This window comes from Corallococcus terminator, from assembly GCF_049194865.1.
GTDB classification, from domain to species: domain Bacteria; phylum Myxococcota; class Myxococcia; order Myxococcales; family Myxococcaceae; genus Myxococcus; species Myxococcus terminator_A.
Genome location: NZ_JBLZWL010000077.1, coordinates 1 through 26,841, shown reverse-complemented (window position 1 = coordinate 26,841; position 26,841 = coordinate 1). Strand labels below are relative to the sequence as shown.

The 26,841-nt window shown below is 69.0% G+C and carries 23 protein-coding genes; 10 read left to right on the top strand and 13 right to left on the bottom strand.

All coding sequences use genetic code 11. From position 1 onward, the window contains the following. Nucleotides 1-39: 39 nt before the first annotated feature. Nucleotides 40-1,149: a hypothetical protein gene (locus ACN469_RS24890; protein ID WP_498771435.1), complete on the top strand. Its 1,110-nt coding sequence runs from the start codon at nucleotides 40-42 to the stop codon at nucleotides 1,147-1,149. Between the two features lie 10 nt (nucleotides 1,150-1,159). On the opposite strand, the gene ACN469_RS24885 is transcribed toward ACN469_RS24890, so the two are convergent. The 4 genes from ACN469_RS24885 to ACN469_RS24870 form a co-directional block, all read right to left on the bottom strand. Further along, nucleotides 1,160-2,149, bottom strand: a complete 990-nt coding sequence (locus ACN469_RS24885; protein ID WP_498771433.1) for an alpha/beta fold hydrolase — start codon at nucleotides 2,147-2,149, stop codon at nucleotides 1,160-1,162. Then, a complete protein-coding gene (locus tag ACN469_RS24880; protein WP_498771431.1) occupies nucleotides 2,146-2,967 on the bottom strand; it encodes a serine aminopeptidase domain-containing protein in 822 nt (273 codons plus the stop codon). The genes ACN469_RS24885 and ACN469_RS24880 overlap by 4 nt, the downstream gene beginning before the upstream one ends. 182 nt (nucleotides 2,968-3,149) lie before the next feature. Further along, nucleotides 3,150-3,524 carry a helix-turn-helix transcriptional regulator gene (locus ACN469_RS24875; protein WP_498771429.1) on the bottom strand — a complete coding sequence of 125 codons (375 nt, stop codon included), beginning with the start codon at nucleotides 3,522-3,524 and terminating at the stop codon, nucleotides 3,150-3,152. 33 nt (nucleotides 3,525-3,557) lie between these two features. Beyond that, the gene (locus ACN469_RS24870; RefSeq protein WP_498771427.1) at nucleotides 3,558-4,367 is read right to left on the bottom strand and encodes a hypothetical protein; all 810 of its coding nucleotides are present in this window, start codon (nucleotides 4,365-4,367) and stop codon (nucleotides 3,558-3,560) included. 256 nt (nucleotides 4,368-4,623) lie between these two features. Here ACN469_RS24870 and ACN469_RS24865 point away from each other — a divergent pair, with 256 nt between their 5' ends. Further along, nucleotides 4,624-5,898, top strand: coding sequence for an endonuclease/exonuclease/phosphatase family protein (locus ACN469_RS24865; RefSeq protein WP_498771425.1), 1,275 nt, complete (start codon nucleotides 4,624-4,626; stop codon nucleotides 5,896-5,898). A 9-nt stretch (nucleotides 5,899-5,907) separates the two neighbouring features. On the opposite strand, the gene ACN469_RS24860 is transcribed toward ACN469_RS24865, so the two are convergent. Both ACN469_RS24860 and ACN469_RS24855 read right to left on the bottom strand, forming a co-directional pair. Next, nucleotides 5,908-6,672, bottom strand: a complete 765-nt coding sequence (locus ACN469_RS24860; RefSeq protein ID WP_498771423.1) for a peptidoglycan-binding domain-containing protein — start codon at nucleotides 6,670-6,672, stop codon at nucleotides 5,908-5,910. Nucleotides 6,673-6,732: 60 nt separating this feature from the next. Then, nucleotides 6,733-7,065, bottom strand: a complete 333-nt coding sequence (locus tag ACN469_RS24855; RefSeq protein ID WP_498771421.1) for a hypothetical protein — start codon at nucleotides 7,063-7,065, stop codon at nucleotides 6,733-6,735. 210 nt (nucleotides 7,066-7,275) lie between these two features. Here ACN469_RS24855 and ACN469_RS24850 point away from each other — a divergent pair, with 210 nt between their 5' ends. Continuing rightward, a complete protein-coding gene (locus ACN469_RS24850; protein ID WP_498771419.1) occupies nucleotides 7,276-9,018 on the top strand; it encodes an N-acyl-D-amino-acid deacylase family protein in 1,743 nt (580 codons plus the stop codon). A gap of 1 nt (nucleotide 9,019) precedes the next feature. Here the strand turns inward: ACN469_RS24850 and ACN469_RS24845 are convergent, their stop codons facing one another. Then, nucleotides 9,020-9,970: an FAD-dependent oxidoreductase gene (locus ACN469_RS24845; RefSeq protein ID WP_498771417.1), complete on the bottom strand. Its 951-nt coding sequence runs from the start codon at nucleotides 9,968-9,970 to the stop codon at nucleotides 9,020-9,022. 198 nt (nucleotides 9,971-10,168) lie between these two features. On the opposite strand from ACN469_RS24845, the gene ACN469_RS24840 reads away from it, so the two are divergent. The 3 genes from ACN469_RS24840 (at nucleotide 10,169) to ACN469_RS24830 (ending at nucleotide 14,696) form a co-directional block, all read left to right on the top strand. Next, on the top strand, nucleotides 10,169-12,934 hold the full coding sequence (locus ACN469_RS24840) for a CHAT domain-containing protein (protein ID WP_498771416.1): 2,766 nt from the start codon (nucleotides 10,169-10,171) through the stop codon (nucleotides 12,932-12,934). Nucleotides 12,935-13,017: 83 nt separating this feature from the next. Then, nucleotides 13,018-14,289, top strand: coding sequence for a hypothetical protein (locus ACN469_RS24835; RefSeq protein WP_498771414.1), 1,272 nt, complete (start codon nucleotides 13,018-13,020; stop codon nucleotides 14,287-14,289). A gap of 8 nt (nucleotides 14,290-14,297) precedes the next feature. Next, on the top strand, nucleotides 14,298-14,696 hold the full coding sequence (locus tag ACN469_RS24830; RefSeq protein WP_498771412.1) for a hypothetical protein: 399 nt from the start codon (nucleotides 14,298-14,300) through the stop codon (nucleotides 14,694-14,696). Here ACN469_RS24830 and ACN469_RS24825 read toward each other — a convergent pair. From ACN469_RS24825 to ACN469_RS24815, 3 genes are all read right to left on the bottom strand, one after another. Further along, the gene (locus ACN469_RS24825) at nucleotides 14,665-15,543 is read right to left on the bottom strand and encodes a hypothetical protein (protein WP_498771410.1); all 879 of its coding nucleotides are present in this window, start codon (nucleotides 15,541-15,543) and stop codon (nucleotides 14,665-14,667) included. The two genes, ACN469_RS24830 and ACN469_RS24825, sit on opposite strands and share 32 nt — an antisense overlap. Beyond that, nucleotides 15,540-16,595, bottom strand: a complete 1,056-nt coding sequence (locus ACN469_RS24820) for a cupin-like domain-containing protein (RefSeq protein ID WP_498771408.1) — start codon at nucleotides 16,593-16,595, stop codon at nucleotides 15,540-15,542. The genes ACN469_RS24825 and ACN469_RS24820 overlap by 4 nt, the downstream gene beginning before the upstream one ends. Before the next feature lie 243 nt (nucleotides 16,596-16,838). Next, a complete protein-coding gene (locus ACN469_RS24815; RefSeq protein ID WP_498771406.1) occupies nucleotides 16,839-17,846 on the bottom strand; it encodes a cupin-like domain-containing protein in 1,008 nt (335 codons plus the stop codon). A 201-nt stretch (nucleotides 17,847-18,047) separates the two neighbouring features. On the opposite strand from ACN469_RS24815, the gene ACN469_RS24810 reads away from it, so the two are divergent. The 3 genes from ACN469_RS24810 (at nucleotide 18,048) to ACN469_RS24800 (ending at nucleotide 20,780) form a co-directional block, all read left to right on the top strand. Continuing rightward, nucleotides 18,048-18,425 carry a hypothetical protein gene (locus ACN469_RS24810; RefSeq protein WP_498771405.1) on the top strand — a complete coding sequence of 126 codons (378 nt, stop codon included), beginning with the start codon at nucleotides 18,048-18,050 and terminating at the stop codon, nucleotides 18,423-18,425. Nucleotides 18,426-18,469: 44 nt separating this feature from the next. Then, nucleotides 18,470-19,336, top strand: coding sequence for a hypothetical protein (locus ACN469_RS24805; RefSeq protein ID WP_498771403.1), 867 nt, complete (start codon nucleotides 18,470-18,472; stop codon nucleotides 19,334-19,336). Between the two features lie 286 nt (nucleotides 19,337-19,622). Next, the gene (locus tag ACN469_RS24800) at nucleotides 19,623-20,780 is read left to right on the top strand and encodes a M57 family metalloprotease (RefSeq protein WP_498771401.1); all 1,158 of its coding nucleotides are present in this window, start codon (nucleotides 19,623-19,625) and stop codon (nucleotides 20,778-20,780) included. A 97-nt stretch (nucleotides 20,781-20,877) separates the two neighbouring features. On the opposite strand, the gene ACN469_RS24795 is transcribed toward ACN469_RS24800, so the two are convergent. Next, nucleotides 20,878-22,905: a hypothetical protein gene (locus ACN469_RS24795; protein WP_498771399.1), complete on the bottom strand. Its 2,028-nt coding sequence runs from the start codon at nucleotides 22,903-22,905 to the stop codon at nucleotides 20,878-20,880. A gap of 284 nt (nucleotides 22,906-23,189) precedes the next feature. Here ACN469_RS24795 and ACN469_RS24790 point away from each other — a divergent pair, with 284 nt between their 5' ends. Further along, entirely contained in the window at nucleotides 23,190-25,421 is a 2,232-nt protein-coding gene (locus ACN469_RS24790; protein WP_498771397.1) for an RCC1 domain-containing protein, read from the top strand. 70 nt (nucleotides 25,422-25,491) lie between these two features. Here the strand turns inward: ACN469_RS24790 and ACN469_RS24785 are convergent, their stop codons facing one another. Next, complete coding sequence (locus tag ACN469_RS24785; protein ID WP_498771395.1) at nucleotides 25,492-26,181, bottom strand: hypothetical protein; 690 nt, start codon at nucleotides 26,179-26,181, stop codon at nucleotides 25,492-25,494. Continuing rightward, nucleotides 26,168-26,815, bottom strand: coding sequence for a recombination-associated protein RdgC (gene rdgC, locus ACN469_RS24780; RefSeq protein WP_498771520.1), 648 nt, complete (start codon nucleotides 26,813-26,815; stop codon nucleotides 26,168-26,170). Before rdgC ends, ACN469_RS24785 begins: the two co-directional genes overlap by 14 nt. Between the last annotated feature and the right edge of the window lie 26 nt (nucleotides 26,816-26,841).

Below are 26,841 nucleotides of genomic sequence, written 5' to 3'. Positions count from 1 at the left end.
CAGGGACCACGCATCCATATTGAGAGGCATTTCAAAATCATGGGCACACCCGACGGACGGCCATGGATCGAAGTGGGCACTGACATTCGCGTTGCCTATGTCTTCTCCTGTCCCGGTCATGATGAACTCATTGAAAAGCACCCGGCCGCCGGCCAGACGGGGAACCATCTGGACAAGGTCATCGCTTACCTTCATGCGATGGGTCTCGATTGGATCCCGAATCGGGAAAAAGCCACCATTACCAACGCTTGGTCCCGTGTGGAACACACCAGGACGAGCAGCCCAATGTGGACGGGCCGAACTCAGGGTACAGAAAGCGATGTGTTGCAGCCCACGAACCTGGGCAGGCTGGAACGGGAACTGGCTGCCATCACCGACTGGATCATCTGTTTCGGGGACTGCGCCTGCTGGGCTGTCGCTGCGCTGAAGTCCCAGAATCGCCTTGCCGCCCGCGCAGTGTATGTCCGGCATCCCTCACACATGAGTCTGATACATGTAAACAATACCCTGGATGGCACACTAATCGACGACATCCCCAAAGGAAAAAAGCGCGACGCCAAGATCGCCGTGGTTGCCGCAGAAATTGCCCAGCAATTGGGCCACCGGCCCGAGGGTGTGCAATTGCCCGGCGACAGTCGGATCGACCCGTATGTGCTCCACGGCGTGGACGAACCCTCCCGGACCGACGAAGTGTGGCTTCGCCACGTGGCGGGAGCCTTTCAGGAGGTTCTGATGGGGACAACGAGAATTCCACAAAGGGGCGCCCATACCGCGTCGGTGGGGCTTGTGATGGTTCTGGAAGCACTTGGCCTTGCAGCATGGACTATTCGCGGCCACGTGCATCTGGATCGCGCAATCCCTGCAGAGGGCGCCGACGCTGCTGACGACCACTATGAATGGTTCGGGCACTGGTGGGTTGAGAGTTGCGGCATTTGGCTCGACCTCACCTTTGACCAGTTCAGGGACGGCCTGCTGCAACCGCCTCCCAGCATTGGCCTGTGGCGCGCGGGGGACTCCGCGCACCACGTTCCTGGAGTCGATGATCAGACCGAGATGAACGAGATGGAACAGGAACTGCGAGCGGACACGACCCTTCGAAGTATAGCGCAGCAGGTCATCGAACACATGCGACATAACGAGATGAAGTAGACGCTCGGTTTCAGCTCACCACCCGCTCTACGCCCGGACGCACAGCGTCGGGCGGAATGTTCAGATGCGTGGTGTTCGTCCCCGGGAAGCGCTCCGAGGCCCACTGCGCCAGGTGGTCCACGCACGCCTCAATCGCACCACCCGTCGTGAAGATGTGATTGGTGCCCTTGAGCCGAATCCGCGACAGGTTCGGGTGCGGCAGGTCCGCCAGCGCCGAGCGGTGGATGCGGTCGAAGAACACGTCCCTCAACTTCCCCTCCGCCGTCAGCACCAGCACCGGCTGCCCGCGCTCCACCACGCGCTGCCACGCCCGCACCAGCGGCACGTTCGCCACCGCCGGCAGCGAATCCCAGTCCATCAACAAGTCCAACAGCCGCTGCCGGGGAAACGGCACGTACTTGAACAGCCGCGCGTACTCGTTCTCCCGCGTCAGCATCCGCATCCAGCCCCAGTACGAGAACAGCTTCGACGTCACCCGCTTCAACGACAACCGCGAGTGCTCGACCTCCACCGGAGCCCCCTCCCCTCCCACCGCCGCCGCTTCCTGCTCCGACAGGTAGAACTCCGGCTCGAACATGAACAGGCCGTGCACCCCCTCCGGCTCACGGTCCGCCAGGTACAGCGCCGTCGTCGCCGCTCCGCACAGCCCGCCCATCAACATCCCCTCCAACCCATGCCGCCGCTGGAGCTCCTCCCGCACGGCGCTCGCCACGTCCACGAAGCCGCCCTTGCACACGAGCTGGTACAGCTCCGACGTCATCTCCGGCAGCGGCCCATCCGAGTCCCCCAACCCCGGCAGGTCCACGCGGAAACACGGGAACCCCTGCGCCGAGAGCTGGTCCGCCGCGAGCACCGACAGCCCCCCATGCCCAGAGCGCGGCACATGCCCCGGGTTCAGGAAGAGCACCCCCACGGTGCGCCGGGGCGCGGACGACGACGGAGGATGAAACGTCCCCCACAGCCGATGGCCCATCACATCGAGCTGGATCAGCTCCCTCATGACCGCGCCTCCTGACCCGCGCCCGACCCGGCGATGAACCCGAGCCCGTCCTCATAAAGCTCCACCAGCTCCGGCAAGAGCCGGTTGCTCGTGCTCCAGAAGAAGGGCCGGGGTGCCCGCACCGAGTGACTCCGTCCCGGCGCCAGATGACGCTCCGCGGGGCGACCATCCAGGTGCACCACCCGCCACGGCCGCGCCTCGTCCTTCTCCGGGACAGCCAGCCCATACCCTTCCGAGCTGCGCCACAAGCCACGAGACCAGGGCAGCCCCTCCACCTCCACATGCCGCCCCGACTCCAGCTCCGTCACGTAGTCCTCGCGCGAGCGAGCCTCCCCTCCCGTCCCCTCCAGGTTGTCCGCCGCCACCTTCCGGCGAAGCACTTCCATCAGGTGCGCCCGCCCCGACTCCGGCGGCTCCCACATCAGCAGCCCATCCACCGGCTCCGTCCGGAACACCCTCGCCGCGAGCAACGCACCGAGTCGAAGCCCATGCACCATCAATGGCACACCGGGACTCGCGCGGCGCAGGTGCTCCAGGGCCGTGCGCAGGTCCTCTTCCCACCGAGGAAACGTCATCTCGTCGAAGCGCCCCGTGCTCTCGCCGGAGCCCCGGTAGTCAAGACGCAGCACGTCCACGCCTCGGGCCGCGAGGAAGCGCGCCCACCTCACCCACACGACGTAGCCGTGCGCACGCTCCAACCCCAACGGCCCCGCGAGCAGCACCGCCGCCCGACGCTCCGTCAGCGCCCGGTGGTGAACGAAATAGAGCGAGTCCTCGCCCTGGGAGAGATACCCAGGTGACTCAGTCAGTGCCGGCATGTGAGTGGTGATTCCCCCGCTTGATGTCACGTGATGCTAGGAACACGTTTCCAAGCGAGTCAAACAGTCGTTGTCACATCTGTAACCCGCCACGCAGTCACCCTTGCAAAGCCCTGACACCTATCAGGACGCACGCAAGCTCGGTCCCCAAGGACCCAGACGCGCGGAGAACAGCAGCGGCATCACGGTGAAGACGGCAGGTGCTCGCGGCGGAAGCGCTCCGGGCTCATTCCCCACCAGCGCTTGAAGGCGCGATGGAACGCCGCCGGCTCCGCGTAGCCCAGCAGGAAGGAGACCTCCGCGATGGACATCCGCCGCCGCAGGTAGGTCCCCGCCAGCTCCCGGCGCAGTCCTTCGACGATGGCGGCGTAGGACTCCCCCTCGTCGGCCAGACGCCGCTGGAGCGTGCGGGGTGACATTCGCAGCGTCCTCGCCACCGCGGCGAACGAGGCATCACCACCGGAGAGGGATTGACGGACCTGAGCCCGCACCCGGTCCGTCGTGGTGCTCACCGCCGGAAGCCGCTCCAGCGCGCGCTGGGCCTGCCGCTCGAACATCGCGTGCAGCAGCGCGTCCGCGTGGAGCTGGCGCTAGCGGATCTGCAACAGGATGGCGAGGACGATGAGGCCATTGAGCCCCAGGCCCACCGAGAGGTAGCCCCCGCTGGCGCGCGAGACACCGGCGGCCATGTTCAGGTGGCCAACGTCCTCCAGGCACAGCTTCACCCCCGCCTCACCGCCCAGGTTCAACAAGGTCTCCTGCCCGGAGCCCATGCCGCCCACCATCGCCCGCGCATAGGGGACCACGAAGGGCGTCAGGTAGTGCTGGTAGGCGGCGAAGCCGTTGGCCTCCACCAGCCCATCGTTCCCGCCCAGCACCATGTTCGCGCCGAAGCCCAGCCGGCGGTCCATGAAGGCCATCGGCTGGAGGTTGAACGACAGCTCGAGGCCAGTGCCCATCTCGCTGCCCGTCCGCATGGCGAAGAGCACCTCCGTGTCGGGCTTGTTCATCGCGGGGGCCTCGCGCCGCAGTTGGGCCGCGGCCCGCAAATCCACCGCCTGTCCCTTCGCTTCGTGCACGTCAGCCAGCGCCAGGGCGGCCTTCTCGTCTCCCGTGTCGTAGACCTTGGTGAGCGGACGCTCCGCGCCGACCAGGTCGCCAGACTCCTTGCGCAGCTGGCCCTCCGTCATGCAGCTCGACAGGTCGCCGTCCTCGCACGATTTGGCGAAGGCCTCGATGGCGCGGGGACGGTCTCCCTCGCGCAGCAGCTTGGCGCCCCACTCCGGGCACGGCAGCACCGCGCCCTGCTCACAGGATGGAGTCGCCGACTCAGTCCGGGGCGTCGTCGCGCACGCCGTCACTCCCACAGCACACATCACCAGCAGCCACACCCGCGTCATGTTCACCATTCAACCATGAGGTGCCCCCGCTCCGCCTCTCGACCTGCGGGAGAGGAGGCCATGGCCTCGCTGCTCGCCCGCTTTCCGTCCCGGCGAGAATGGCGGAATCACGCGCCTCGACACGCCTGCCCCCTAGCGAGTCGGAGGATCCGCATCGAACTTGAGGACACTCAGGAGGCTTGGTGGACAACGTCGCTCGCCAGTACGAGTCGCTGCTTCGCGCCCCTCTCAGGAGGGGTCTGCCCCGGGAGCCCGTATGAAGGTGCCCGAGGTCCTCGAGCACCTGCCGGGCGTAGGCCCTCTGCTCGGCCGCATGGCGACCAGCGACGACGAGCCTCGGCCTCGCAGGGACCCCACCCTCACCCTGCCGAGCCTCGACGCCTTCAAGCTGCCGGCCACCGCACGCCAGCTCGGGGATGGCCGCACGCTCATCGTTCGCAACCCGGAATCCAGACCTCCCACGGGACCCGGCCTATCCGTGATGAGCTACAACATCCTGCTCGGAGGCGAGCGCCGCGCGGCGCTGCTGGCTTACTTCGACGGGCTGGAGGCCGAGGGCCGCATGCCGGACGTCATCGGGCTGCAGGAGGCCAACGTCCCCATCTCCGTGCTGCTGTCGTCGCGCTATGGCTTCCACCTGGCGTACTTCGGTCATGACGGTGGCCACGGCGCGCGCCTCATCAACGGCAAGGCGTTCCTCTCGCGCCATCCGCTGGTGGACGCGGCCCACTTCACCTACTCCCTCTCCGACGCGGAGCGCGCCGCCGCCATCCAGCGTCGCGGTGGAGATCCGTGCGAGCTGCCGGAGGACCGGGGCGCGCTGTACGTCCGCCTGGAGGTCGGCGGGGTGCCCGTCGTCCTCTACAACGTGCACCACACGCTGGGCGACTCCGCCATCAACGCGCACAACATGCGGCAGCTCAACACGCTGCTGCGCCACCGGGAGGTTCCCCACGCCGTGGCGCTGGGTGACTTCAACGCCAACACCGCCATCAAGCGCGGCGGCTCCTGGCTGATGGCCCACCTGATTACGTACGACGACACGGACACGGTGGAGGAGTACGCCGTGCGCTACGGCGAGCCGCACGCGAGCGTCGGCGACAAGGGCGTGGGCAACATCGCGGACCCCCGGCTGCGTCACGAGCTGCATGTGATGGAGCAGGCCCTGCCGGAGACCATCGCTCACGCCGCCGTGGCGCGCGTGCGCCTCGCCGACGGAGCGATGATGACGCCGAAGCAGGCGTGCGCGGAGCTGCGCTCCGGGAAGGTGCCGCGCGGCAGCGAGCACTGGCTGCGGCTCCAGGACATCGCCGACAGCGCCACGCTCACCTCGTTGCCGGACGAGTCGGGCGTCGTACCCGCCACGGGCAAGCGCTTCGACAACTTCTACGCCAGCCCGGAGCTGGAGCCCGTCCTCTTCGAGGTGGACCGCAGCACCGAGTCCTCGGACCACCAGCCCGTCCTGGCGCACTACACGCCGCGACCGGCGAAGCCTCGCGACGGCAAGCCGACACCTGGCAAGCCCACGTGAGTCGCGGCGTCACACCAGGACGAAGTCCACGTTCTTGAAGCCCCGGGTGCGCGCGCAGACCTCGTAGCCTTCGTGCGCGCCGTCGTCGTTGGTGTTGGCTTCGATGGTTTGAAAGGTCTCCTCATCCACCTCGGTGACGATGCCCGCGTGGGCCCAGTCCCCGGGCGTGCGCCGTCGCAGGAAGAGACTGCCCGGACGGATGCGCGTGCGGTCCGGCGGTGCGCTCAGCGTGGAGAGGAAGCTCTCCCGCGCGCGTCCCTGCGCGGCCAACAAGTCACTGGAGAAGGTCCGCTCCAACGGCATGGGGACGCCCAGCGTCCTCGCCGCCTGGTGGAGACAGAAGGTCGCGAAGCCGGCGGACCAGCACCAGGACGAGCCCTCATTGCCATCCAGATACAGCCGCACCCAGGGCCCTCGGTTGCGTCCGCCCACTTCCCTCGGGAGCTGCCGCAGGTGCTGCGCCGCATACGTCACGGTCAGCGAGCCCAGGGAGCGGCCCGCTGAAGGGGCCATGGAGAGCGCGGCGCGCAGCGGAGCCACCAGTCGCTCGAAGGTGACGGTGTCGGCGACGCCGGAGACGGGCAGCCCCGCCCGCGCCTGGAAGCGCTTGAGGGCCGCCTCCGTGGCGGCGCCGAAGTCCCCGTCGATGGCGACCGCGAAGCCATTCAGGGACAGCCACTCCTGGATGCGCCGCACGCCACGGGACTCCTCGCCCCGGCGATACACCTTGTCCAGCTCCAGCTCGCTCATGGGGCCCCCCGCCAGGCGCTGCATGGCCGCGTGCGCCATCCTGGCACCGCGTCGAGTCACGGCGCCAGGAGGGCGGCCTCGACCTCAGCGCGGAGGTGCTTCACCTGGCACATCGCGGTCATCCACCGAACGTTCCCGGTCTTCTTCCACCGGGTCCGGCACCGGCGTGGCCTCGTCGCTCGCCTCACCAGAGCCACCCACGCCTTCCTTGAAGCCCCGCGACGCCTCCTCCGCGGCGGTCTTCATGTCCTTCGCCGCCTCGCGCGTGCCGTCGCGCACCTCCCTCGCCGCGTTCCCCACCTCGCGGCCGACCTCCCGGGAGTTGTCGCGCACCTTCGCGTCATCGCAGCCCGTGAAGGCCGCGAGTGACGTTCCCAGGCCCACAAGCGTGAGCCACTGCCAGCGTGTCCGTGCCATCCCTCGCCTCCGCGCTCGTGTCGCGTTTGTGTCGTCCGGACGGCAAGGTAGGCATGGGAGCACGAGAGAGCGGGCCGTCGAGCAAGCGCCCCTGCCCTCGTCGCGGGGGCGCGCGGGCCTGAATGACGCACCGCGCCCGAAGGTCCCTGGACCCTGCTGCCGGAGGCTTCCGAGTGGAAGTGGACAGAACGACGGGCCTAGGCTCGGCGCATGGACCTCATCGTCGAGAACGGCCTCGTATTCGATGGTCTGGGCAACCCACCCCGCAAGCTGAACGTGGGCATCAAGGGAGGCGTGGTCGCCAGCCTCACGGAGGGACCGATTGAGCGCGCGCCGCACACGCGTGTCATCGACGCCGCGGGCCACTGGGTGACACCGGGCTTCATCGACCTGCACACGCACTACGACGCGGAGGTGGAGTTCGCCCCGTCACTCTCCGAGTCGGTGCGCCACGGCGTCACCACGGTGGTGGTGGGGAGCTGCTCGCTCAGCCTCGCGGTGGGAAAACCCGAGGACCTGGCGGACATGTTCTGCCGCGTGGAGGCCATCCCCTACGACGCCGTCCGCTCGCTCTTGGAGGAGCGAAAGACGTGGGACACGCTGGGCGGCTACCTGGAACACCTGGAGACGCTCCCGCTGGGGCCCAACGTCGCGTCCATGCTGGGGCACTCCGCGCTGCGCGCCCACGCCATGGGTCTGCATCGCAGCCTGGAGCCGGGGCTGCGTCCCAGCGAGGACGAGCTGCGCCGCATGGAGGCGCTGGTCACCGAGGGCTTGGACCTGGGCTACCTGGGCATGTCCATCATGACGCTCAAGTGGGACAAGATGGGCGGCTCGCGCGATGTCCGCAGCAGGCCCCTGCCCTCCACCTACGCGCGCTGGAGCGAGTACCGCCGGCTGACGAAGCTCTTGCGCGAGCGGGGCCGCGTCTTCCAGGGCGTGCCCAACATCAGCACCAAGGTGAACGTGGTGCTGTTCCTGTTGGAGAGCATGGGCCTGTTCCGCAAGACGCTGAAGACGACGGTCATCTCGATGATGGACCCGCGCGCCAGCCGGGGCATCCACCGGCTCATCGGCGTGCTGTCGCGCGCGGCCAACACGCTGTTCGGCGCGAACTTCCGCTGGCAGGCCCTGCCGGAGGTGTTCGACTTGTGGGCGGACGGCATCGACCTCGTCGTCTTCGAGGAGTTCGGCGCGGGCGCGGCCGCCCTGCACCTCCAGGACGCGGCCTCGCGCGCGGGGCTGCTGAAGGACCCGAAGTACCGCTCCCGCTTCCGGAGCCAGTGGACCAACCGCTTCCTTCCGCGCGCCTTCCACCGCGACTTCAACCAGTCGCGCATCCTCGCGTGCCCGGACGCCAGCATGGTGGACAAGTCCTTCGCGCAGGTGGCCCAGGAGCAGGGGCGCGACGCGGTGGACGTGTTCCTGGACCTGGTGGCCACGCATGGGGACGCGCTGCGCTGGTACACCGTCATGGCGAACGACAGGCGCGAGGAGCTGGAGTTCATCTGCCAGCACCCGGACATCCTCGTCGGCTTCTCCGACGCGGGCGCCCACCTGCGCAACATGGCGCACTACAACTTCCCGCTGCGCTTGCTGCGATTGGTGCGCGAGGCCCAGAAGCGCGGCGAGCCCTTCATGACGGTGGAGCGCGCGGTGCACCGGCTCACCGGGGAGATTGGCGAGTGGTTCGGCATGGACGCGGGCGTGCTCGCGGAGGGCCGGCGCGCGGACCTCGTCGTCGTCAACCCCGAGGGCCTGGACGCGAAGCTCGACGAAATCGCGGAGGCGCCCATGGAGAACTTCGGCGGCTTCGTCCGGCTGGTGCGCCGCAATGACGCCGCGGTGAAGGCGGTGCTCATCTCCGGACGCGAGGCGGTGACGGAAGGCGCGGTGTCATCGGCCCTGGGCCAGGAGCGCGGCTTCGGGCAGGTGCTCCGCGCGAGGGCCTGACTCAACGGGCGTGCGCGGAGACGAGCTGGACGACCTCCTCCGCGCAGCCCCACGACAGCGTGACCCCCGCGCCCCCGTGGCCGTAGTCATGCACCACGACGCGCTCGCCGACGACCTCCGCCTCCAGTCGCACCGTGGGGCGTCCGGGGCGCAGCCCGACCTTGTGCTCCACGACGTTCAGCGGCACGCCTGGAGGCAGCAGCGGCGCGTTGCGCTCCAGGATGCTCCGGGCCTCGTCCGCGTCGGGAACGAGCGATGCATTCCCCTCCACCACCGTGCCGCCGAGGATGCAGTCGTGGGCGCGGGGAATGACGTAGGCGATGCCGTGCTCGCACTCGTCATCGAAGATGAAGCGGTCCGTGGGTGCCGGCGTCACCCGCAGCACCTCACCCCGCACCGGAAAGAGCGTCTCGTCGCCCACGAGTCCGCGCGCCCCCAGGCCCGTACAGTTGACCACGAGGGGCGTGCGCGCCCACGCCTCCTCCAGGGAGCGCACCTCGCGCTGGACGACCTGGCCTCCCAGCTCGCGCAGGCGCCCCATGAGGAACGGCAGGTAGCGCGGCATCTCGATGACGGGCGCGGTGAAGTGATAACCCTCCAACAAACCCGGCGGCAGCTCCTCCGCGCGCGCCCGACGGAAGTCCGGCACGCTGTCACGCCACCACGGGTCCTCGACGTGACGCCGGAACACCTCCACGCCGGGGACGCGCAGGATGCCCGCGTCGGGATGCTCGCGCGCCAGTGACTCCAGCACGGTGTACGTCCGCTTCGCCCACGCGAGGACGCGCTCCTGGGGCCACGCCCGGTAGGGGTACCAGACCGCCGCGGCGACATCCGACGTCGTGTGCGGGGAAAGCTCTCGCGCCCACACCTCCACCGAGTGCCCCGCCTCCAGCAACCGGATGCCGCATGACAGGCCCGACACACCAGCGCCGAGGATGACGATGAACATGCCGATACCCTAGCTCCGCGAGGCGCTCGCGAGGCTCCCAGACGCACACCCGGGCCGTCATGACTCAGGCCGTCAACTCCAACCCAGCAAGTCTTTCACTGCGACGATTTGTCCCAGTCAGGCGTTATGGCTTAAGACTCGGAGTCTCAGTGATGGCTCCACGCCATGGGACGTGGAGCGACGGGGAGGGTCCAGCGAATGGCTGCAGAGCTGGATGCACCAGGGAAGTCCAATCGCGGGCGACGCGTCCCGCGCCTGCGTGCGTGGCACCTCATCCCCCTGCTCGTCTTCCCCGCCCTCCTCATCGCGCGCTCCGGGCCGCTGACCAGCCGTCGCGACGAGCTGCTGTGGCTCACCGACACGCGCACCCGTCCGCTGGAGCCGCGCCTCAGCGTGCCCGCCGCGGATGTCCACCGTCCCTACGCCCGTCCCCGCGAGGAGCGTCCCTCCATCGCCGTGCCCCTGCGAGAGCTGGCCCGGCTGGAGGAGAGCGGAGACCGCGCGGGCATCGCCGCGTCCTATCTGCTGCATGGAGATCCGCAGCAGGGGCTCGCGCACCTCGCGCATGCACCGCCGTCGCTGAATCGCGAAAACGACCAGGCCGTCGCCGCCTTCCTGCTGAAGCGCCATGACGAGGCGCTGACCTCGCTCGACGGCATCCTGGAGACCTCGCCCCGTCATCCCCAGGCCTTGTGGAACCGGGCGCTCGTGCTGAGGGAGATGGGGCTGCACCTGCTCGCGGCGTCCGTCTTCGAGGAGGTGGCCGCCCTGGGCGAGCCCGGCTGGAGCGCGGAGGCCCGTGAACACGCGGCTTCGCTGCGGGCTTCCGTGAGCCAGCGGGCCGAGTCCTGGAAGCGCACGCGGGCCGCGCTCACGAAGCTGGCCCAGGACCCCACGCTCCCCATTCCCCTGGAAGAGGCGCGCCAGCATCCAGGCATCTCTCGCGGCCTCTTCTACGACGCAGTGCGCACCGCGCCCACCTCCGCCCGGGTGCTGGCATTGCTGCCGCTGGCGGAGCTGTTGGACCGCATCCACGGCGGCACCGCCCTGGCCGACCACACCCGCGCCATCGCCACGCGGGACTTCACGCGACGCGCGACGCTGGCCGCCGAGTACGCACGGCTCGTGCGCGAGCGTCAGCCCGCCTCCTCGGAGCTCCTCACGCGCCTGCGTGGCGCGGGGGAGCATGACCTGCTGCTCGGCGCGCGCCTGCTGTCGCCAGAGGCCCAGGGCCCGCCCGAGGAGCTGGAGCAGCTGGCCCGCCAATGGAACGACCCGTGGATCCACCTGCTGGTGCAGGACGAGCTGGCGCGGCAGGAGGGCCTCGCGGGCGAGTCGTGGCAGGCCGACCAGCGCCTCAAGGCCGCGCTGACGCTGTGTCGCGAGAAGCGGCTGCGCCCGCGCTGCTCGGACCTGCTGCGCAAGGTGAGCCACCGGGCCACGTCCGCCAACCGGCTGTCGGAGGCCGAGGAGACGGCCCTCGCGAGCTGGCGCGAGGCCCAGGCGATGGGCGAGTGGGAGCTGGAGTCCGCGGCCCTGCGCGCGCTCGCCCAGGCGGCGCGATTCCAGTTCCGCGTGGCCTCCGCGCGCGCGTACCTGGCCGAGTACCTGGCCCGAGCGCCGGACACCTGCGACGTGAAGAACTACGTCCACCGCAACGTGGCGGCCCTGGAGCTGATGCGCCTGCGGCCGAAGGAGGCCCGCCGCGCCCTGGTGCGCGCACAGGAGTGCGACGCTTCCGTGGGCCTCATCGGCGCGTGGATTCTCACCGACCTCATGCGGATGGATCCTCGGCCGGAGGACGCGGCGCAGATCACCGCCGAGCTGGCCCGGGCCCAGGCGACGCGGGAGACCCCCGGCCGCCGCATGCTCACCCAGCTGGTGCGGGCGCGCTTCGAGCTGTTGAAGGACCGGAAGCAGGGCAACGAGCGGCTCTCCGCGGTCATCAAGGAGGCCACGCCGTTCCTGACCACGGACGCTGACGCGCGCGACGCGGTGGCGGTGGCCTACCAGACGATGGCCGTCACGGCCGGAGAGGCGGGCGCCTTCTCCGAGGTACCGGGCGTCGTGGCGAGCCACCTGGGCGTCACCAGTCCCAAGCAGTGCGCGCTCATCGCCGCGACGGAAGCCGAGCGCACCGTGGTGGTCGCGCTCGGGCCCCGCAGCCAGGTGCTCGGCCACCATGACGCCTCCCGCAAGGAGCCCCTGGGCGAAGACCTGTCCGGGCTGGTGCCGGAGAAGCTGCTGACGCTGCTGCGCACGTGCCCTCGGGTGGACGTGCTCGCCGCGCCGCCCCTCGACAGCCGGGCCGGACTGCTCCCGCCAGAGATGGCGTGGAGCTACCGCGTGGCCACGGGCGTCGCGACGGAGCCCAAGAAGAAGCCGCCTCCGCCCCTGCACCTGGTGGTGGCCAACGTGGAGACGCCCTCGGGACTGGGACTGGCGCGGCTGTCCTCGTGGGAGTCCACGCCCGCCCCCATCGGCCAGTCGATGGAGCTGTCCGCCGCGCAGGCCACGCCCTCGCGCGTGCTGGAGGCGATGGCGCGGGCCACCGACATCGAGTTCCACGCGCATGGCGTGGTGGACCGCAGCCTGTCGGAGGCGCCCGTCATCGCCCTGGCGCCCGAGTACGACGGCCGCTACGCATTGACGTCGGAGGCGCTGAAGCAGGTGCGCCTGGAGGGCTCGCCCGTGGTGTTGCTGGGCGCGTGCAGCGCGGCGCGGCTGCCGCCGCTGTTGCATCAGACGTCCTCACTGCCCCAGGCCTTCGTGGGCGCGGGCGCGCGCGCGGTGTTCGCGGCGACGGTGGACATCCCGGACTCGGCGGGCCGCTTCTTCCAGGGTGTGCGGGAGCGCATCCACGCGGGGGCGACGCCGGCGGTGGCGCTGCGCGCGGAGCGACTGCGCTGGCTGCGCGAGGTGAAGGGCGCGCCGTGGGTGACGCGCGTCTTGTTGTATGAGTAGGCCCACCGGAGGCCCGTGGGGGCGTCGCCGGAGGCCGTGAAGCAGTGTCCGTGCCCCTCCGGCACGGGCGAGGGGGGGTGGACATGCACGACGCGGAACCGCTGGCCATCTACAGCCTGCACTTCGACCGGGGAGACGCGGACAGCGGCACGATTCCCTTGTGGAGTCCCGTCACGGACACCCGGCTGGGGGAGCAGCCCGAGTGGATTCGAGACCACCGCGCCGAGCCCGTGGCCTACGTGCGCGGCGCACGGCCCTCCGTCCTCATCTCCCTGCTGGCGAACCACTTCGTCCCCGCCTCATTCGAGCTGAGCGCCTTCGGCCCATCTCTGTCAGCGGCCCATGGCCCGGACACGCCCATCCGCTGGCTCGGGCCGCATCCGGTGAGCCTGGAGCGCACGGCGGGCTGGAACACGCTCGCGGAGCCGGTGTCCTTCAACCGGCCGCTGCCCAATCACATCGGCACGCACGCGCTGGAGCTCCAGTGGGTGGCCGAGTGGACGGACGCGGACGGGAGCGCGCGCCGCCTCTTCCTGGGCAACAGCCGCCATGAGCTGTTCACCACCGGCGCGCCCATGCGTGATGGTGGAGCGGGAGCGCCACCCTCCGGCGCCTATGTGCCGCTGGTGCGCTGGTCCTCGCGCTGGTGCGAGAGGCTGGAGTCGCGCAAGGACATCTGCGACGCGCTGCTGCGGGGCCTGCCGGAGACGGGCCTGCGCTACGGCGTGCCCGCGTGGACGGTGCGCCACATGCTGACCGTGGGCGGCGGGATGTGTGGCGGCTGGTATCAACTCTTCCAGCAGCTCGCCAACTGTCAGGGCGTGACGCTGGAGGGCCGCACGCTGCACCTGGTGCCCAAGGACGACCCGCGCACGGACGAGGTGCGCTGGGAGGCGATGGTGGCCGTCACGCCAGGCATCAACCAGTTCGAGCCCAGCCGTCTGACGTGCCTGCACGGGCGCTTCCACGACTGCGTGCGCTATCCCTTCTCACCCGACGAGCCGGTGGAGCTGCTGGGCCGCGTGGAGTCCCGGTATGTCTTCATGGCCGGTTGGGACGACGGCCACTGCCTCAACTTCCTGGAGGACTCGGGGCGGCTCTACCTCTACGACGCCTGCTTCCGGACAGAGGCGGTGGCGCTGGACATGCCGCTGCCCTCCGCGGATGGCCGCCCCGTCAGACTGGGCGTGGAGTCTTCCTTCAGGCGCCGCTACCTGCACCCGACGCTGCCCTTCCTCATGGGGACGCTGCGGGCGAATGGAAGACTCTGGGAGGTGGACCTGGGACGCGATGAGCTCGGCATCACCGTCGGGACGGAGCAAGTCCCGGAGATAGACATCATGTGGACACGCTAGGAGTTGTCATGCCGACGACACGCGAACAGCTCAGGCGGATGGTGGCGGAGCGAAAACCCCCGCTCCGCGGCTTCGCCTGGGGGGAGCTGATGGATGCCCTGGAGCAGATGGAGGTCTCCACCCGGGACCTGGCCGTCAGCCCCCTGGAGGACGCAGACGTGGGAGTGCTGGTGGACCTGCTGGTGCAGCGAGGACGGGTGCCCTTGCGAGGACAACCTCCCGTCCCCCACTCCATGCCTCCCGAGGAGCTGTTGCAGTTGCGAGCGCTGAAGATTCTCGCGCAGGCGGGAAGGCTCACCCTCATCCGCGACTCGCTGGTGCGATTGGAGCGCGAGCCCTCCGCGCCCGCGCTGCGAGAGTTCGCGCGGCAGCTCCTCAGTCGACTCGAGAGCGAGGAGGAGGCGTAGGTTCGCGGGACTCCGGCCGGGGCGTCCACGACACGTTGGGCTCGGGCGCGGCGAAGGACTCGAAGACGATTGCGGCGCCGCCCTCTGGCGAGCGATGCGCGAACCACCACCCCACGGGCAGCAGCAGCAGCTCACCGGGCGACAGCTCCACCTCCAAACGCGGCACCCCTTCGGGCACCGAGGCGGCGCCCAGCACGCGATGCAACGCATAGGCGGGCACGAGTTGGAGCCACCGGTGCCCCCGCACCTGACACACCAGCGTGTTGCGGCGCGAGGGCGCCAGGGGCACCTCCGCGCCTGGCGCGTCCCACCACAGGCCCGCGGGCGCATCCGCCGTCACCAGTCCTTCTGGAGCACGCACCGAGACGCGCGACAGCTCGGAGGCGCCAGGAGGCACGACGACGCTCGTGGCGCTGGCCTCGCGCGCCAGCGTGGTCAGCAGCGAACCCGTGTCCTCGGAGTCCGCCAGCACCGTGCCGCGCGCCACCACGGGGAGGTTCTGGAAGTAGTAGCGCTCGAAGAAGTCCTCGGGCGTCAGCGCGTCATGGCGCGCGACGTGCGTGGGGTCCGCCGACTGGCGATGGAGATCTCCGTAGAGGTCCAGCAGGCCCTCCAGCTTGCGTTGCATCGCGACGGCGCGGGCGGCGCCCACGTAGCAGGGGTCCTCGGCCTCGGCCCGCACGGCCGCGCGCGCGAGCGCCGGGTCGACGCCCGAGCGCTCCAGGACGGAGACGAGGTCGTCATGCTCCGCGCCGCGCAACAGGTTCTCCACCACCCAGCGCCGCCACTCCGGCGCGAGCGAGCCCGTCGTGCGCGCTCCAGGAGCGCGCGTGTCCGCATCCGTCATCGCTGGACCTTCTCTGGCCTGGGGCCAATCCAATAGTCACGCCACTCCACGTTGCGCTCCGGCCGGTCGAAGCTGACGAACGTCACCGACACGCTCACGTCGAGCGCCTGCACCGCGTGCCACCACCCCACCGGAATCAGGAGCGCGTCACCTGGCCCCACCACGCACGAGTGAAGCGTGGCCCGCGCGAAGTCCGGGAAGCGGCCCGCGTCCGGCGCGAGGATGTCCACCGCGCTGTAGAGGCCCCTGTCGTTGTAGAGCCGGGGCGTCTCGCAGGGCGGTGCCAGCCAGAAGCGCTTGCGGCCCAGCACCTGGCAGAAGAGGACATTGAGGTGGTCGTGGTGGAGGTTCGACAGCGTCCCCGCCGGGCCGAACCACAGGTGCACGCTGTCCGGGGCGCTCAGGTCCGGATGGATGAAGCCCCTGGGCGGAGTCAGGTCGTCGAGCAACGGACGGAACGCGGCGCGCAGCAACAGGCTGTTGCGTGCCACCAGGTACACGTCGTCCGACGACCGGGTGCCACGCACGTGGGCCACCAGTTCGCGAAGGGGCAGCGTCCGGCGCAGGCGCTCCGCATGGAAGTCCGGGTCCGGCTCCGCGTCGCGGCCCGCCATGACCTCCACCTCCTCGTCACCGAAACGCTCCGCCAGCCACTCCGGGGACCAGCGAGACAGCGCCGGCCAGTCGTCCAGCAAGCCCTCGAGGACGACGGGCTGGTTGTTGACGTAGTAGCGCTCGAAGAACGCCTCGGGCGACAAGTGGCGCCGCCGCTCGACGCCTACCGGGGATGCGCCCGGGTGGTGCTGGGCATGGAGCCGGGCCCGCGCCTCCAGCAGCCCCTCCAGCTCCCGGCGCCGGGACGTGGCCTGCTGGCCGTGACGCACCGCGGGGTGGGAGGCGACGGCGTCCACGGCCTCGCGGGCCTGGGACTCGGACAGGCCCCGGGCCTGGAGCGCCTGGACGAGCCGTGAGGGGTCCACGCCCACGGTCAAGTTTTCAGCGAGCCAGGAACGCACCGGGGGCGGCAGGCTCTCGCGCTCGTCAGGAGTCATGGTTCGCGCGGTGCGATATACCACCCGGGTAGGCCACTCCGTTGCATTGGGGACCGCATGACGACTTCGAATGATCCAGTTCCAAAAATCGTCCCGAACCCGCCACCCAACCCGGCCACGCGGATAGCGCCGCGCATCGTCCCCAACCCGGGAGGTCATTCCGCGCCGCCGGAGGAACGCGCCATTCCCACCCCGCCGCCCACCACACCGCCGCTGGAGAAATGAAGGCGCGACGCAAGGGCGTCATCCCAGCTTCCACCACGTATTGCCCTCCGGGACGTCGAACTCCTGGAAGGTGACGGACACGCTGACGTCGAGCGCGTGCACCCAGTGCCACCAACCGGCGGGAATCAGCAGCATGTCGCCGGGCTCGACGATGACTTCGAGGACGTCCGCCTCGCGGTATGCGGGGAAGCGCGTGAGGTCGGGACGGTCGGCGTCGACCTGGCTCCACACCTCGAGGTGGCTGTAGACGTGGTGGGTGTGGAACGAGGGGATGAGCCGGAAGCGCTTGCGGCCGAAGACCTGGCCGAAGAGGACGGTGCCCAGGTCGTGATGAAGCTCCGTCCGCGTGCCCGAAGGTCCCACCCAGAGCTTCACCGCGCCGGCCCGCGTTGACGCGCGCAACAGGCCCGGTGGATAGCGCACGTCGTCGAGCAGCCCGCGCAGCTCCTCGCGCTCCAGGGCGAAGTTGCGAGCCGTGAGGTAGAGGTCATTGGTGGGGCCGCCCTCCTCCAGCCTGCGGAGGAACTCGCCCAGGCGCATCACCGCGCGACAGGCATCCGGCTCCACGTCGTGGTCCGCGCGCGCCTCGCGGCCGACCATGACCTCCACCTCCACGTCACCGTGACGCCGCGCGAGCGCCTCCGGCCGCCAGTTCGCCATCAATGGCCAGTCCCGCATGAAGCCCGCGAGCAGCACGGGCTCGTGCGCCAGGTAGTAGCGCTGCATGAGGGTGCTCACGGACAGGTGCTCCTGGCGCTCCAGGCGTCGGTGCCGTCCGGAGTGACGGTGCAGCGCGACGCGGGTGTCGAGCAGCGAGAGCATGTCCTCGTGAGGACCCATGCGACGTAGACCCGCCGCCACGGCCGGATGCGCACGCGTGGCTTCGATTTCCGCGTGAGCGCTCGCGAGCGGCACGCCCGCCGACACCAGCGTGTCGACGAGCCGCGCCGAGGCCACGCCCCGCACCACGTTCTCCGCCAGCCACGCCCGCCACTCCGAGCCCAGACTGGATGCCACGTCGGCCATGTCCCCTCCGCTGCCCTGCGCGCCGGGCACTGTACAAGGCGCTTGGTCGTCCTGGGCAGGTCTCCAGCCTGGCGGCCTCGCGGAGGGCGTGCGTTTTCTTCCGCGCGGCGGTCGGCGCCCTAGATTTTCGGCACGAGGCCCGCGATGAAATCATCCAGCTCCAGGTTCCGGTCCGTCCTTCCGCTCGCCAGCTCGGGAGGATTGGGTGCATTGCTCCTGCTCGTCGCTCCGGCAAGCGGGCTCGCTCAGGACGACGACGAGGCGGCGGTCGCCCCCCAGGTCTCCTGCTACTCGGCCGCGAGCCAGGGAGGGCTCAGCGACGACTATGTGGCCACCCAGCTCTGTCGCGGCGCCCGCTCCGACGCTCCCGCGAAGTGCTTCCTGCAGGTCCAGGACGAGGGCTCGCTGACGCAGGCGCAGGCGCTCCAGCTCTGCCAGTTCGCCACGAACGAGGATGACCCCGCGGCTTGCTACCTCCAGGCGCGCAGCAAGAGCTTTGGTGACGACTCCCGCATCCTCCAGCTCTGCCAGCCTCCCGTGACGGAGTTCCTGCGCTACTGCCCTGTCTATGTGCAGTGAGTCGCTGCCCCATCCCCTACCTGGAAGCGGGCTAGGGTAGGGCCATGACGGAGCAGCCGCCCCCCGAGGACGAACTTCCCACGGCGCGTGAGCTGGAGTTGGGCGAGGCCAGCGCAGCGCCCGAGCCGCGTCTGTTGTTGCCACCCGGCAACGAGCCCCTCGCGATGCTGGCGCGCCGGGGCTTCCCGGCCACCGTCGCGCCCTTGGACCTGCCCTTCCCCGCCGACGTGAGCGGCGCGCGGGCGGAGCGGCTCGTGGAGCGGCTGGGCCACTACGCCTTCCGCCTGTTCCTGCGCGGCGCCATCCTGAGACGAGGGAGCTTCACGCCGATGGAGGCCACTCGCTATCTGGAGGAGGCCGGCGCCACGGCCTTCGCCGAGGACCTGGTGTCCCTGGACCTGGCCACGCGCGAGACGGACGGCCGATACCAACTGGTCCATCCCGCGGCGAGCTTCGGCGGAACGTTGGAGTGGTACGTCGCGCATGAGCTGCGAGGCCGCTTCGGCTTCGACGTGGCGGCGGGCGTGAAGTTCCACGCGCCCGACGTGGGTGGAGACCTGGATGTCGTGGGCACGGCGGAGGGACGGCTCGTCTATCTGGAGATGAAGTCGTCGCCACCCAAGCACCTGGCGCCGGATGAGGTGGGGGCTTTCTTCCGACGCGTGCGCGCGCTGCGTCCGCACGTGGCGGTGTTCGTGATGGACACGGCCCTGCGGTTGTCCGACAAGGTGCTGCCGCTGCTCCAGGCGGAGCTGAGCACGCAGCCCCCTCCCCCTGCGCGCCGCATCGTCCGTGAGGTGTGGGCGCTCACTCCGCATCTCTATGTAGTCAACGCGCGACAGGACCTGATGGGCAACATCGGCATCGCGCTCGCGGAGGGATTCCGGGCGCTCTCGCCTCCCGCACCGTGAGCCCGCAACTCACGAGCCGCGCGCCGCGACATCGACACTGTGGAGTGGAGGAACACGGCTGCGTCCCACGATGACGCCGTGGCGTTCCAGGCGACACGTGGGCGCGAAGCACCCGCGAATCCGCAGTCGCTGAACATGGAGGTTGATAAGGCGTTGGGCATCCTGCTCGCGAGAAGGCTCGAGCAGGCAATGTCTCATCCGTCCGGCCTTCACGACAGGATTGCCTGTGAACCACACCCCCAGGTCCTCGAAGTTTTTCATTCTCGCGCTCGCCGCGAGCAGCGCCTTGGTCTTCGGCTGCGGAGAGCAGCCCGCACGGACACAGGAGACCGTCGACAACTTGATACAGGCGGGCTTCCCGGCCAATGACATCCAGGTCGTCGGCGAGACCGTCTATGTGGGCCGGGACGCGGAGGTCAGCCTGGAGGCTTCTCGCGAGATGCTGCAGGCTCCTTCTTCCGAGGAGCAGTACCGCACGACCAACCTCGTCGGCGCGGCCGTGACGAAAATCTGTGTCAACGGCTCCGCGTTCACCGGGGTGTTCAGCACGGCCCTCAACCTGGCCATCCAGAACTACGCGGAGCGGCCGCTCCGGTTCTCGATGGCGCGCACGCCGAGCACCGGATGCAGCTTCACCATCAACGCCAACATCGACCCGAACATGAACGGCGGCGTCGCGGGGTTCCCGGCCAACGGCCTGCCCTTCGGGTCCATCACCATTGGCGGCCTGCTCAGCCAGTACGGTGTCGACGTCATCGAGCACGTCATCACGCACGAGCTCGGCCACACCCTCGGCTTCCGTCACTCGGACTACTACAACCGCGCCATCAGCTGCGGCACTGGCGGCAACGAGGGCGCCGCGGGCGTCGGAGCCATCCACATCCCCGGCACGCCGACCAACGCGGTGCTCGGTGGCTCGATCATGAACGCCTGCTTCCGCTCGTCGGAGACCGGCGAGTTCACGGGCAGCGATGTCACCGCGCTGCTTGCGCTGTATCCCCGGAGCGGGGCGAGCCTGGCCTTCCGCACCGCCACCGGCCACTACCTGGTCGCGGAGAACGGCGGTGGCAATTTCGTGGGCGCTGACCGTCTGGCCATCAGCACCTGGGAGAGCTTCGGCTACGTCGACCTGAACGGCGGCGAGCTGCTCAACAATGACGTCATCAACCTGCGCGCCTTCAACGGCCAGTTCGTCACGGCCGAGAACGGCGGCGGCGGCGTGGTCAACGCCAACCGCGCCGTCGCCCAGGGCTGGGAGGCCTTCCGTCTCATCAACCTCGAAGGACGAAGCCGCTTCCAGACCGGTGACCGCGTGGCCCTGCAAGCCTCCAATGGACAGTACGTGGTGGCGGAGAACGGCGGCGGCGGCAGTACCTCGGGTGCAGTGAACGCCAACCGCCCCGCGGTCGGCGCCTGGGAGACGTTCGTCCTCTTCGTGCAGTGACGTCTCGGCGACACCTCCCTGTCAATCGAGGAGCTATCGCCCCACCACGGGGATGCGCGGCCTGCCCTGCGCCGCGCATCCCCGCAGCGTCAAGACTTCAGTATGCGTAGCACTGCCTCGTGACACCCACGGGGAACGTGGGTGAAGGCAGCGACGTCGAGTCAGCGCAGTAGTTCGCCGTGTACGCCACGTTGCAGGCCGTGCCGCCCACGACATCGCTGCCCGAGAACACGTTGGGGTAGCTGGCCCAGTTGGGGCAGCCCGGCGCATCACAGACCACGTGGTTGCCATTGTAGCAGGAGCCCAGCGTCGACTGATGGCCCGGCGACCCTCGGAACTCGAGGCTGCTGCTGAAGTCTCGGATGGTGTTTCCGTAGACCCAGCTGTTGAGCGTGTTGTCGACCAGGACGCCGAGCTGCCCCTTCACACCGGTGAGCTGTGACTCGATTTTGTTGAAGCCGACGAAGCCCCAGTTGACCCGGTAGAAGGTGATGCCAATCGGATTCTTGTAGAAGCGGTTGTCCCGCACATACACGTGGTCGATGAAGCCGCGCATCGGGTCGGTCAGCGCGTAGTACTTCTGCGCATCGTCGAGCAGGTGCTGCTGCAACTCGAGCACGTGGTTGTAGTCGCCGAAATCTCCGATGTCATAGCCGGTCAACTGGCGAAACGCGCACGGGGGCGCGACGGTGTACTGGCTGCCATCGGTGAGGAAGCCCAGCGAGAAGCCGGAGACGAAGTTCTCGGTGTGCGTCGTCGAGCTGGTGTACGGCAGGTGTCCGTCCGTGCTCAGTCCGAAGTTGCTGGTGAGGGGCTCGTTGTGGGGCGCCCGCAGGACGACGTTCTTGGAGACGTCGACATTACCGCCCACGATGTTGATGCCCACGTTCACGTCACAGATGGAGTTGTGGTGGACCAGGGAGCGAGCATTGGCGTTGCCGCGGAACTCGAACGGCTGGTTCGTGCAATACCGCCGCGCTCCGAACTCCGTGGTGGGGTCGACGCGCATGCAGTACATCCCGTTCGGCACCGTCTCCCCTTCCCCCAGCGGTGGCAGGGCCGGGCACTGTCCAGAGGGGATGCTGCCGTCCACATTGCAGGACGTGGGGCGGCACTCCGCGGTTCCGGGCCGGAGGCTCAGCGCCTTGAGGTTCCACCCGCTGGGGCAGTGATAGACCACTGGGCTACCGGGACCGGTCGACGTCGCGCTGGCCGGCTGGATGGAGATCTTGATACCGGGCCTGGTCTCACACGCGGGGTCTTCCTTCACGTGGGCCGTATTCCAGCCATAGGCGATGCCCGCCCCCAGGTGGACGATGCGCAGGTGATGGACATTCACTGCCGGGCCACTCATGGCCTCGGCGTGGTTGACCTGGACGCCGACGGTCCACCGGCGCGGCATCGTCCCCGTGTTGAACACCGTGGGCGCGGGCGAGGGCGGCTCGTAGCCATCCAGGTCCAGGATGGAGTTGAGTGAGTGGGCGCGCGCCGGGCACTCCTGCCCCTGGCTGTAGCCGACGTTCGTCGTCCCCACCAGGGTCAGGTTGGAGACGCTGGCGTCGTTGAGCAGGCCCTCCTCGGTGCCCGTGCCCGCGACGATGATCAACCCGTTCAGCTTCGTGGTGGCATGGTCGACGTTGATGATTGTGGGCGGGGACAGCGACGTCCCCTCCAGGTGGATTCCCGCCGGGACATGGAGGCCAAAGCCATTGCCCCAAGGCCAGCTCCAGGCGAGCTTCGTCGCCTCGGAGATGGTGATGGTGCCTGGATCCAACACCACCCTCGAGTGGCCGTTGGCCTTCGCCCAGTCGATGGCTGCCTGATACCAGCGCGGGTGGATGGCGCTGCCGTCATCGGTGCAAGTCCGGGCGGAATCGCCGACACAGGTGGCGCCCACGTTGCCGGTGGCGCAGAAGGCGCGCTGGAAGTCACCCGTGCCGTGGACGCGGGCACACATCGTTGGCAGCAGGGACGCCAGGCTCGCGGGGGTTGAGCGAGACACGGACTGGGAGCTGGTGCCGTGCGCCAGTCCTCCGCCCAGGACAAGGAGCAGGGACAGGGCGCGGGCAATGGGACGACTCTGGAGCTTCTCCGCCACGGAGCGGAACGGCAGGGATGCCTGCATGGATATGCTTTCCATCAAGGGATGAACCGATGATCCATCCCTTTGGCTGCGGCCCCTGCGGTTGTGAGAGGTATCCTGGATTCGCGCGGTCGCCAAGCCCCTTGTTCGCCGCCGCGCAGCCACTCCGTCATCATCGGCACCGCTCGCTTGCTCCAGGTCTTCTTCGCTCGAACCCTGTGGCAGGAATGTTCTATCCACACTTTCCGCCCGCCATTGTCCGCGCTGCCCCTTTCGCCAATGCCTGACATTGCTGGCAGAATGCCTCTCCCGCACTGGAGGCATCCATGTCTGCCCGTCTGAAGCTGACGTCTGTCCGTATGGCGTTGAGTCTGCTATTCGCAGTGGGGTGCGCGGAGGCGCCGCCCGGCGCAGCGGAGGCGCCACCCCGTCAGAGCCAACCCCTCAATGTCACTCCACCCGCGAGTGTGCGCAGCGCCGTGGGATTCAGGCACTCACTGGTGGTCGCCGAGGATGGGACGGTTTGGGCTTCGGGTGACAACGAGTTTGGGCAGCTCGGAGACGGCACGACACTCACCCGACGGACACCCGTCAGGGTGGTAGGGCTCACGGACGTCGTGGCCGTTTCCGCGAGGGGTCTCTGGTCGCAGGCGCTCAAGTCCGACGGCACCGTCTGGACCTGGGGCCGCAATTACCAAGGGCAGCTTGGCGACGGCACGACAACCAACCGCTCCCTGCCCGTCCAGGTGACAGGTCTTACAGGCGTTCAGGCCGTGGCCGCGGGGACTGACTTCTCCCTGGCGCTCAAGACCGATGGCACGGTTTGGGCCTGGGGCGACAACTCCTTCGGACAGCTCGCGGATGGCACCTCGACGTCACGACGTCTGGCGGGGCCCATCCCAGGGTTCACCGGTGTCGCGGCACTGACCGCCGCTGGGGGTTTCGCGTTCGCGGTCAAAGCCGATGGCACGGTCTGGGCCTGGGGTTCCAACTCGGGAGGCATCCTGGGAGATGGCACCACCATGACCCGGCGCACGCCTGTGCGGGTGCCCGGCCTGACGAACGTCACCGCCATCGACGTGTCCGCCAGGCATGTGCTGGCGATTCGGACCGATGGCGGCGTCTGGGCCTGGGGTGCGAACGGTTACGGCCAACTGGGCGATGGAACCCTCACCTCCCGTTGGGCACCCGCACCCATTCTCGGGCTGACGGGAATCGTGGCGGTGGCCACCGGCTCTTCTCATTCGCTGGTGCTCGGGGCCAACGGCATTGTCCTGGCGGCGGGAGACAGCACCTTCGGGGAGGTGGGTGACGGCACGACCACCCAGAGGCGGAATTTCGTCCCCGTCACGGGCCTCACGGGCGGCGTCGCGCTGGCGGCGGGGGACTATCATTCGCTGGCGCGCACGTCCGATGGCGCCGTGTGGACCTGGGGCAACAACAGGGTGGGTGAGCTTGGGAACGGAGTTCCGAACTACCACCCCAGCCCGATTGCCTCCCTCATGACCGGGCCGGCGCGCCTCCAGGCCGGCTACGCCTTCTCACTGGCCTTGAAGCCGGATGGAACAGTGTGGGCATGGGGCCACAACGGCAATGGTGAGCTGGGAGATGGGACCACCCTTTTCCGCCCGGGGTTCCTCCAGGTTTCCAATCTGCCCTCCGTCACCTCGCTCGCGGCGCGCTATTTCCACGCGTTGGCGCTGGCTACGGATGGCACGGTGTGGAGCTGGGGCCGCAACTCGAATAATCAACTCGGGCGCACCGGCGGCCTCACGTTGCCCACTCCCGCGCGGATTCCGCAGCTCACGGACGTCGTCTCCGTGGCCGCCGGCCACGTCCACTCGTTGGCCGCCACTGGCAACGGAACCCTGTGGGCCTGGGGCAACAATGGCTACGGTCAGCTCGGAGATGGCACGCGCTGGGGACGCGCTGAGCCGAAGCCGGTGACAGGACTATCGAACGTCATCGCCAGCGCGGGAGGCTGGGATTTCTCGCTGGCGCTCAAGGCCGACGGCACCGTCTGGTCCTGGGGGAACAACTCGGCAGGCCAGCTTGGGGATGGAACTGAGGTTGACCGTCTGACGCCCGTGCAGGTCTCCCTCCTCACGGACATCATCGCCGTAGCGGCCGAGGACCACTCGCTGGCGCTCAAGTCAGACGGCACCGTGTGGGCGTGGGGCCCCAATGGCAACGGCGAGCTCGGAGATGGGACGAACCTCACCCGGCAGACGCCCGTCCAGGTGGCGGGCCTCTCGGACGTGGTCTCCATCACGGTAGGGGATGGCTGCTCGCTGGCGCTCAAGTCCGATGGCACCGTCTGGGCCTGGGGCAGCAACGCGGTGGGGCAACTGGGAGATGGGACCTGGACCTCGAGGTCGAGTCCCGCGCCGGTCCCCAACCTGTCAGACGTCCAGAACCTCGAGGCCGGCCCATCCCATGTCCTGGTGTCCCGGACGGATGGCTCCATCTGGGGATGGGGCACCAATCTCAACGGACAGCTCGGGACCGGGACGCGGTCCTTCGGTCCGCTCGCCGCCCCTTCGCTGTTTCCCCACTGAGCGAAAGCCGAGGCTCACGGATTGCGAGGCGCTGACAGAGGCTCCACGCCCCTGTCAGCGTCTCCGAAACTCAGTGCCGGGCAGCGCGGGCGTCGCGGCCCCGGGCGCGCGCGGCCTTGGAGAGCGCGTTGGCGCCCTGCTCGTCGCCGCGCATCCACTCCTTCATCGCCGGCACCACCTGCTTGCTCCAGGTCTTCCCCACGCGAATCTTGAGGAAGTCGCCCACCAGCGCGTCGATCATCGCGGACAGCTGCTCGGTGAGGAACAGCCGCTCGTTGAGCTGGTCATCCTCTTCCTCGCTCATCAGCGCGGGCAGCTTCGCGGCGCGAACGTCGAGGAACTCCGAGTCGAGCGTGGCCTCGTATTCCTTCTCGCCATGCGTGAAGCGGATGCGCGCCTGGGCCACCAGCAGGCCCTTGTCCAACGCGTGCTTCACCTGCTCCGAGTACGGCGCCAGCGTGCCCTTCGCGCTCAGCTCCGTGACGTCGCCCGCCACGCCGCGCAGGGTGATGCGGCCCATGAAGAGCACGTTGACGCCCGTACCCTCCAGCTCCACCAGCGCGTCGCCCGTCTCCGAGCGCCACAGCATCCACGTCAGCAGCTCGCGGCCCAGGTACGCCCGGCCCCGCAGGAGCTGCTCTCGCGCCTGACCACGCTCCACCTCGGCGACGTCCTTGGTCTCCTCGGTGGCGGCGCCATCGACGCCGACCTCTCCTCGCGCGAAGGCGGCATCCGCCCGCGCCTGCTCACGCTTCGCCATGTGCCACCTCCGCCGACGTCGCCGGCAGGTCCATGCCAATCAGCTCCGCCGTGGGCCCCAGCGCGTTCTCGTCGATTCCCGACGTCTGGGCGATGGCGGCCGGCGTCAGGCCCACGAGCTTCAGGCCCAGCGCGTTCTCCAGCGCGATGAGGATCTCCTCCACCACCTTGCGGGACGCGGCCCAGATTTGAAGCTGCTGCGTCTTCTGGTTCCAGCTCACGTCCAGCACGTTGGTGCGCGGCGTGGCGCGCGTGCGGAGCATCTGCTTGATCTGCGCCTTGGCCTGCGTCTTCTCGCCACGGCTGGGAGGACGGTCATTCTCCGCCTCGAAGTTGGTGGACCACTTCGCCATCTCCTCCTTCATCGCGGAGGCGGGGACCTTCAGCGAGTCGATGCGGAAGGAGAAGAGGACATACTCTCCGTAAAAAACACGGCCGACGGAGAACTCGACGGCGTCCGCGTTCTCCAGCTCGACGAAGCCGGCCGCGCGGTCATCCTCGGAGCGGCGGTCGATGGGCTCGAACGCGTGCGCCTTGAGACCACGGGTCAGCCAGCGCTTGATGTCGGAAGGCGCTTCCTTGGCGGGTTCGACCCGGAAGCGCGAGAAGGTGACGGCACCACGAAGGACAGGCATGGGGCGCGGCAGGATGGGGGGCGCGA

Excerpts from the sequence above, each read along its gene's own strand:
- ACN469_RS24890 (WP_498771435.1), top strand. The coding sequence starts at position 40 with ATGGGCACACCCGACGGACGGCCATGGATCGAAGTGGGCACTGACATT.
- ACN469_RS24885 (WP_498771433.1), bottom strand. The coding sequence starts at position 2,149 with ATGAGGGAGCTGATCCAGCTCGATGTGATGGGCCATCGGCTGTGGGGG.
- ACN469_RS24880 (WP_498771431.1), bottom strand. The coding sequence starts at position 2,967 with ATGCCGGCACTGACTGAGTCACCTGGGTATCTCTCCCAGGGCGAGGAC.
- ACN469_RS24875 (WP_498771429.1), bottom strand. The coding sequence starts at position 3,524 with ATGTTCGAGCGGCAGGCCCAGCGCGCGCTGGAGCGGCTTCCGGCGGTG.
- ACN469_RS24870 (WP_498771427.1), bottom strand. The coding sequence starts at position 4,367 with ATGACGCGGGTGTGGCTGCTGGTGATGTGTGCTGTGGGAGTGACGGCG.
- ACN469_RS24865 (WP_498771425.1), top strand. The coding sequence starts at position 4,624 with ATGAAGGTGCCCGAGGTCCTCGAGCACCTGCCGGGCGTAGGCCCTCTG.
- ACN469_RS24860 (WP_498771423.1), bottom strand. The coding sequence starts at position 6,672 with ATGCAGCGCCTGGCGGGGGGCCCCATGAGCGAGCTGGAGCTGGACAAG.
- ACN469_RS24855 (WP_498771421.1), bottom strand. The coding sequence starts at position 7,065 with ATGGCACGGACACGCTGGCAGTGGCTCACGCTTGTGGGCCTGGGAACG.
- ACN469_RS24850 (WP_498771419.1), top strand. The coding sequence starts at position 7,276 with ATGGACCTCATCGTCGAGAACGGCCTCGTATTCGATGGTCTGGGCAAC.
- ACN469_RS24845 (WP_498771417.1), bottom strand. The coding sequence starts at position 9,970 with ATGTTCATCGTCATCCTCGGCGCTGGTGTGTCGGGCCTGTCATGCGGC.
- ACN469_RS24840 (WP_498771416.1), top strand. The coding sequence starts at position 10,169 with ATGGCTGCAGAGCTGGATGCACCAGGGAAGTCCAATCGCGGGCGACGC.
- ACN469_RS24835 (WP_498771414.1), top strand. The coding sequence starts at position 13,018 with ATGCACGACGCGGAACCGCTGGCCATCTACAGCCTGCACTTCGACCGG.
- ACN469_RS24830 (WP_498771412.1), top strand. The coding sequence starts at position 14,298 with ATGCCGACGACACGCGAACAGCTCAGGCGGATGGTGGCGGAGCGAAAA.
- ACN469_RS24825 (WP_498771410.1), bottom strand. The coding sequence starts at position 15,543 with ATGACGGATGCGGACACGCGCGCTCCTGGAGCGCGCACGACGGGCTCG.
- ACN469_RS24820 (WP_498771408.1), bottom strand. The coding sequence starts at position 16,595 with ATGACTCCTGACGAGCGCGAGAGCCTGCCGCCCCCGGTGCGTTCCTGG.
- ACN469_RS24815 (WP_498771406.1), bottom strand. The coding sequence starts at position 17,846 with ATGGCCGACGTGGCATCCAGTCTGGGCTCGGAGTGGCGGGCGTGGCTG.
- ACN469_RS24805 (WP_498771403.1), top strand. The coding sequence starts at position 18,470 with ATGACGGAGCAGCCGCCCCCCGAGGACGAACTTCCCACGGCGCGTGAG.
- ACN469_RS24795 (WP_498771399.1), bottom strand. The coding sequence starts at position 22,905 with ATGCAGGCATCCCTGCCGTTCCGCTCCGTGGCGGAGAAGCTCCAGAGT.
- ACN469_RS24790 (WP_498771397.1), top strand. The coding sequence starts at position 23,190 with ATGTCTGCCCGTCTGAAGCTGACGTCTGTCCGTATGGCGTTGAGTCTG.
- ACN469_RS24785 (WP_498771395.1), bottom strand. The coding sequence starts at position 26,181 with ATGGCGAAGCGTGAGCAGGCGCGGGCGGATGCCGCCTTCGCGCGAGGA.
- rdgC (WP_498771520.1), bottom strand. The coding sequence starts at position 26,815 with ATGCCTGTCCTTCGTGGTGCCGTCACCTTCTCGCGCTTCCGGGTCGAA.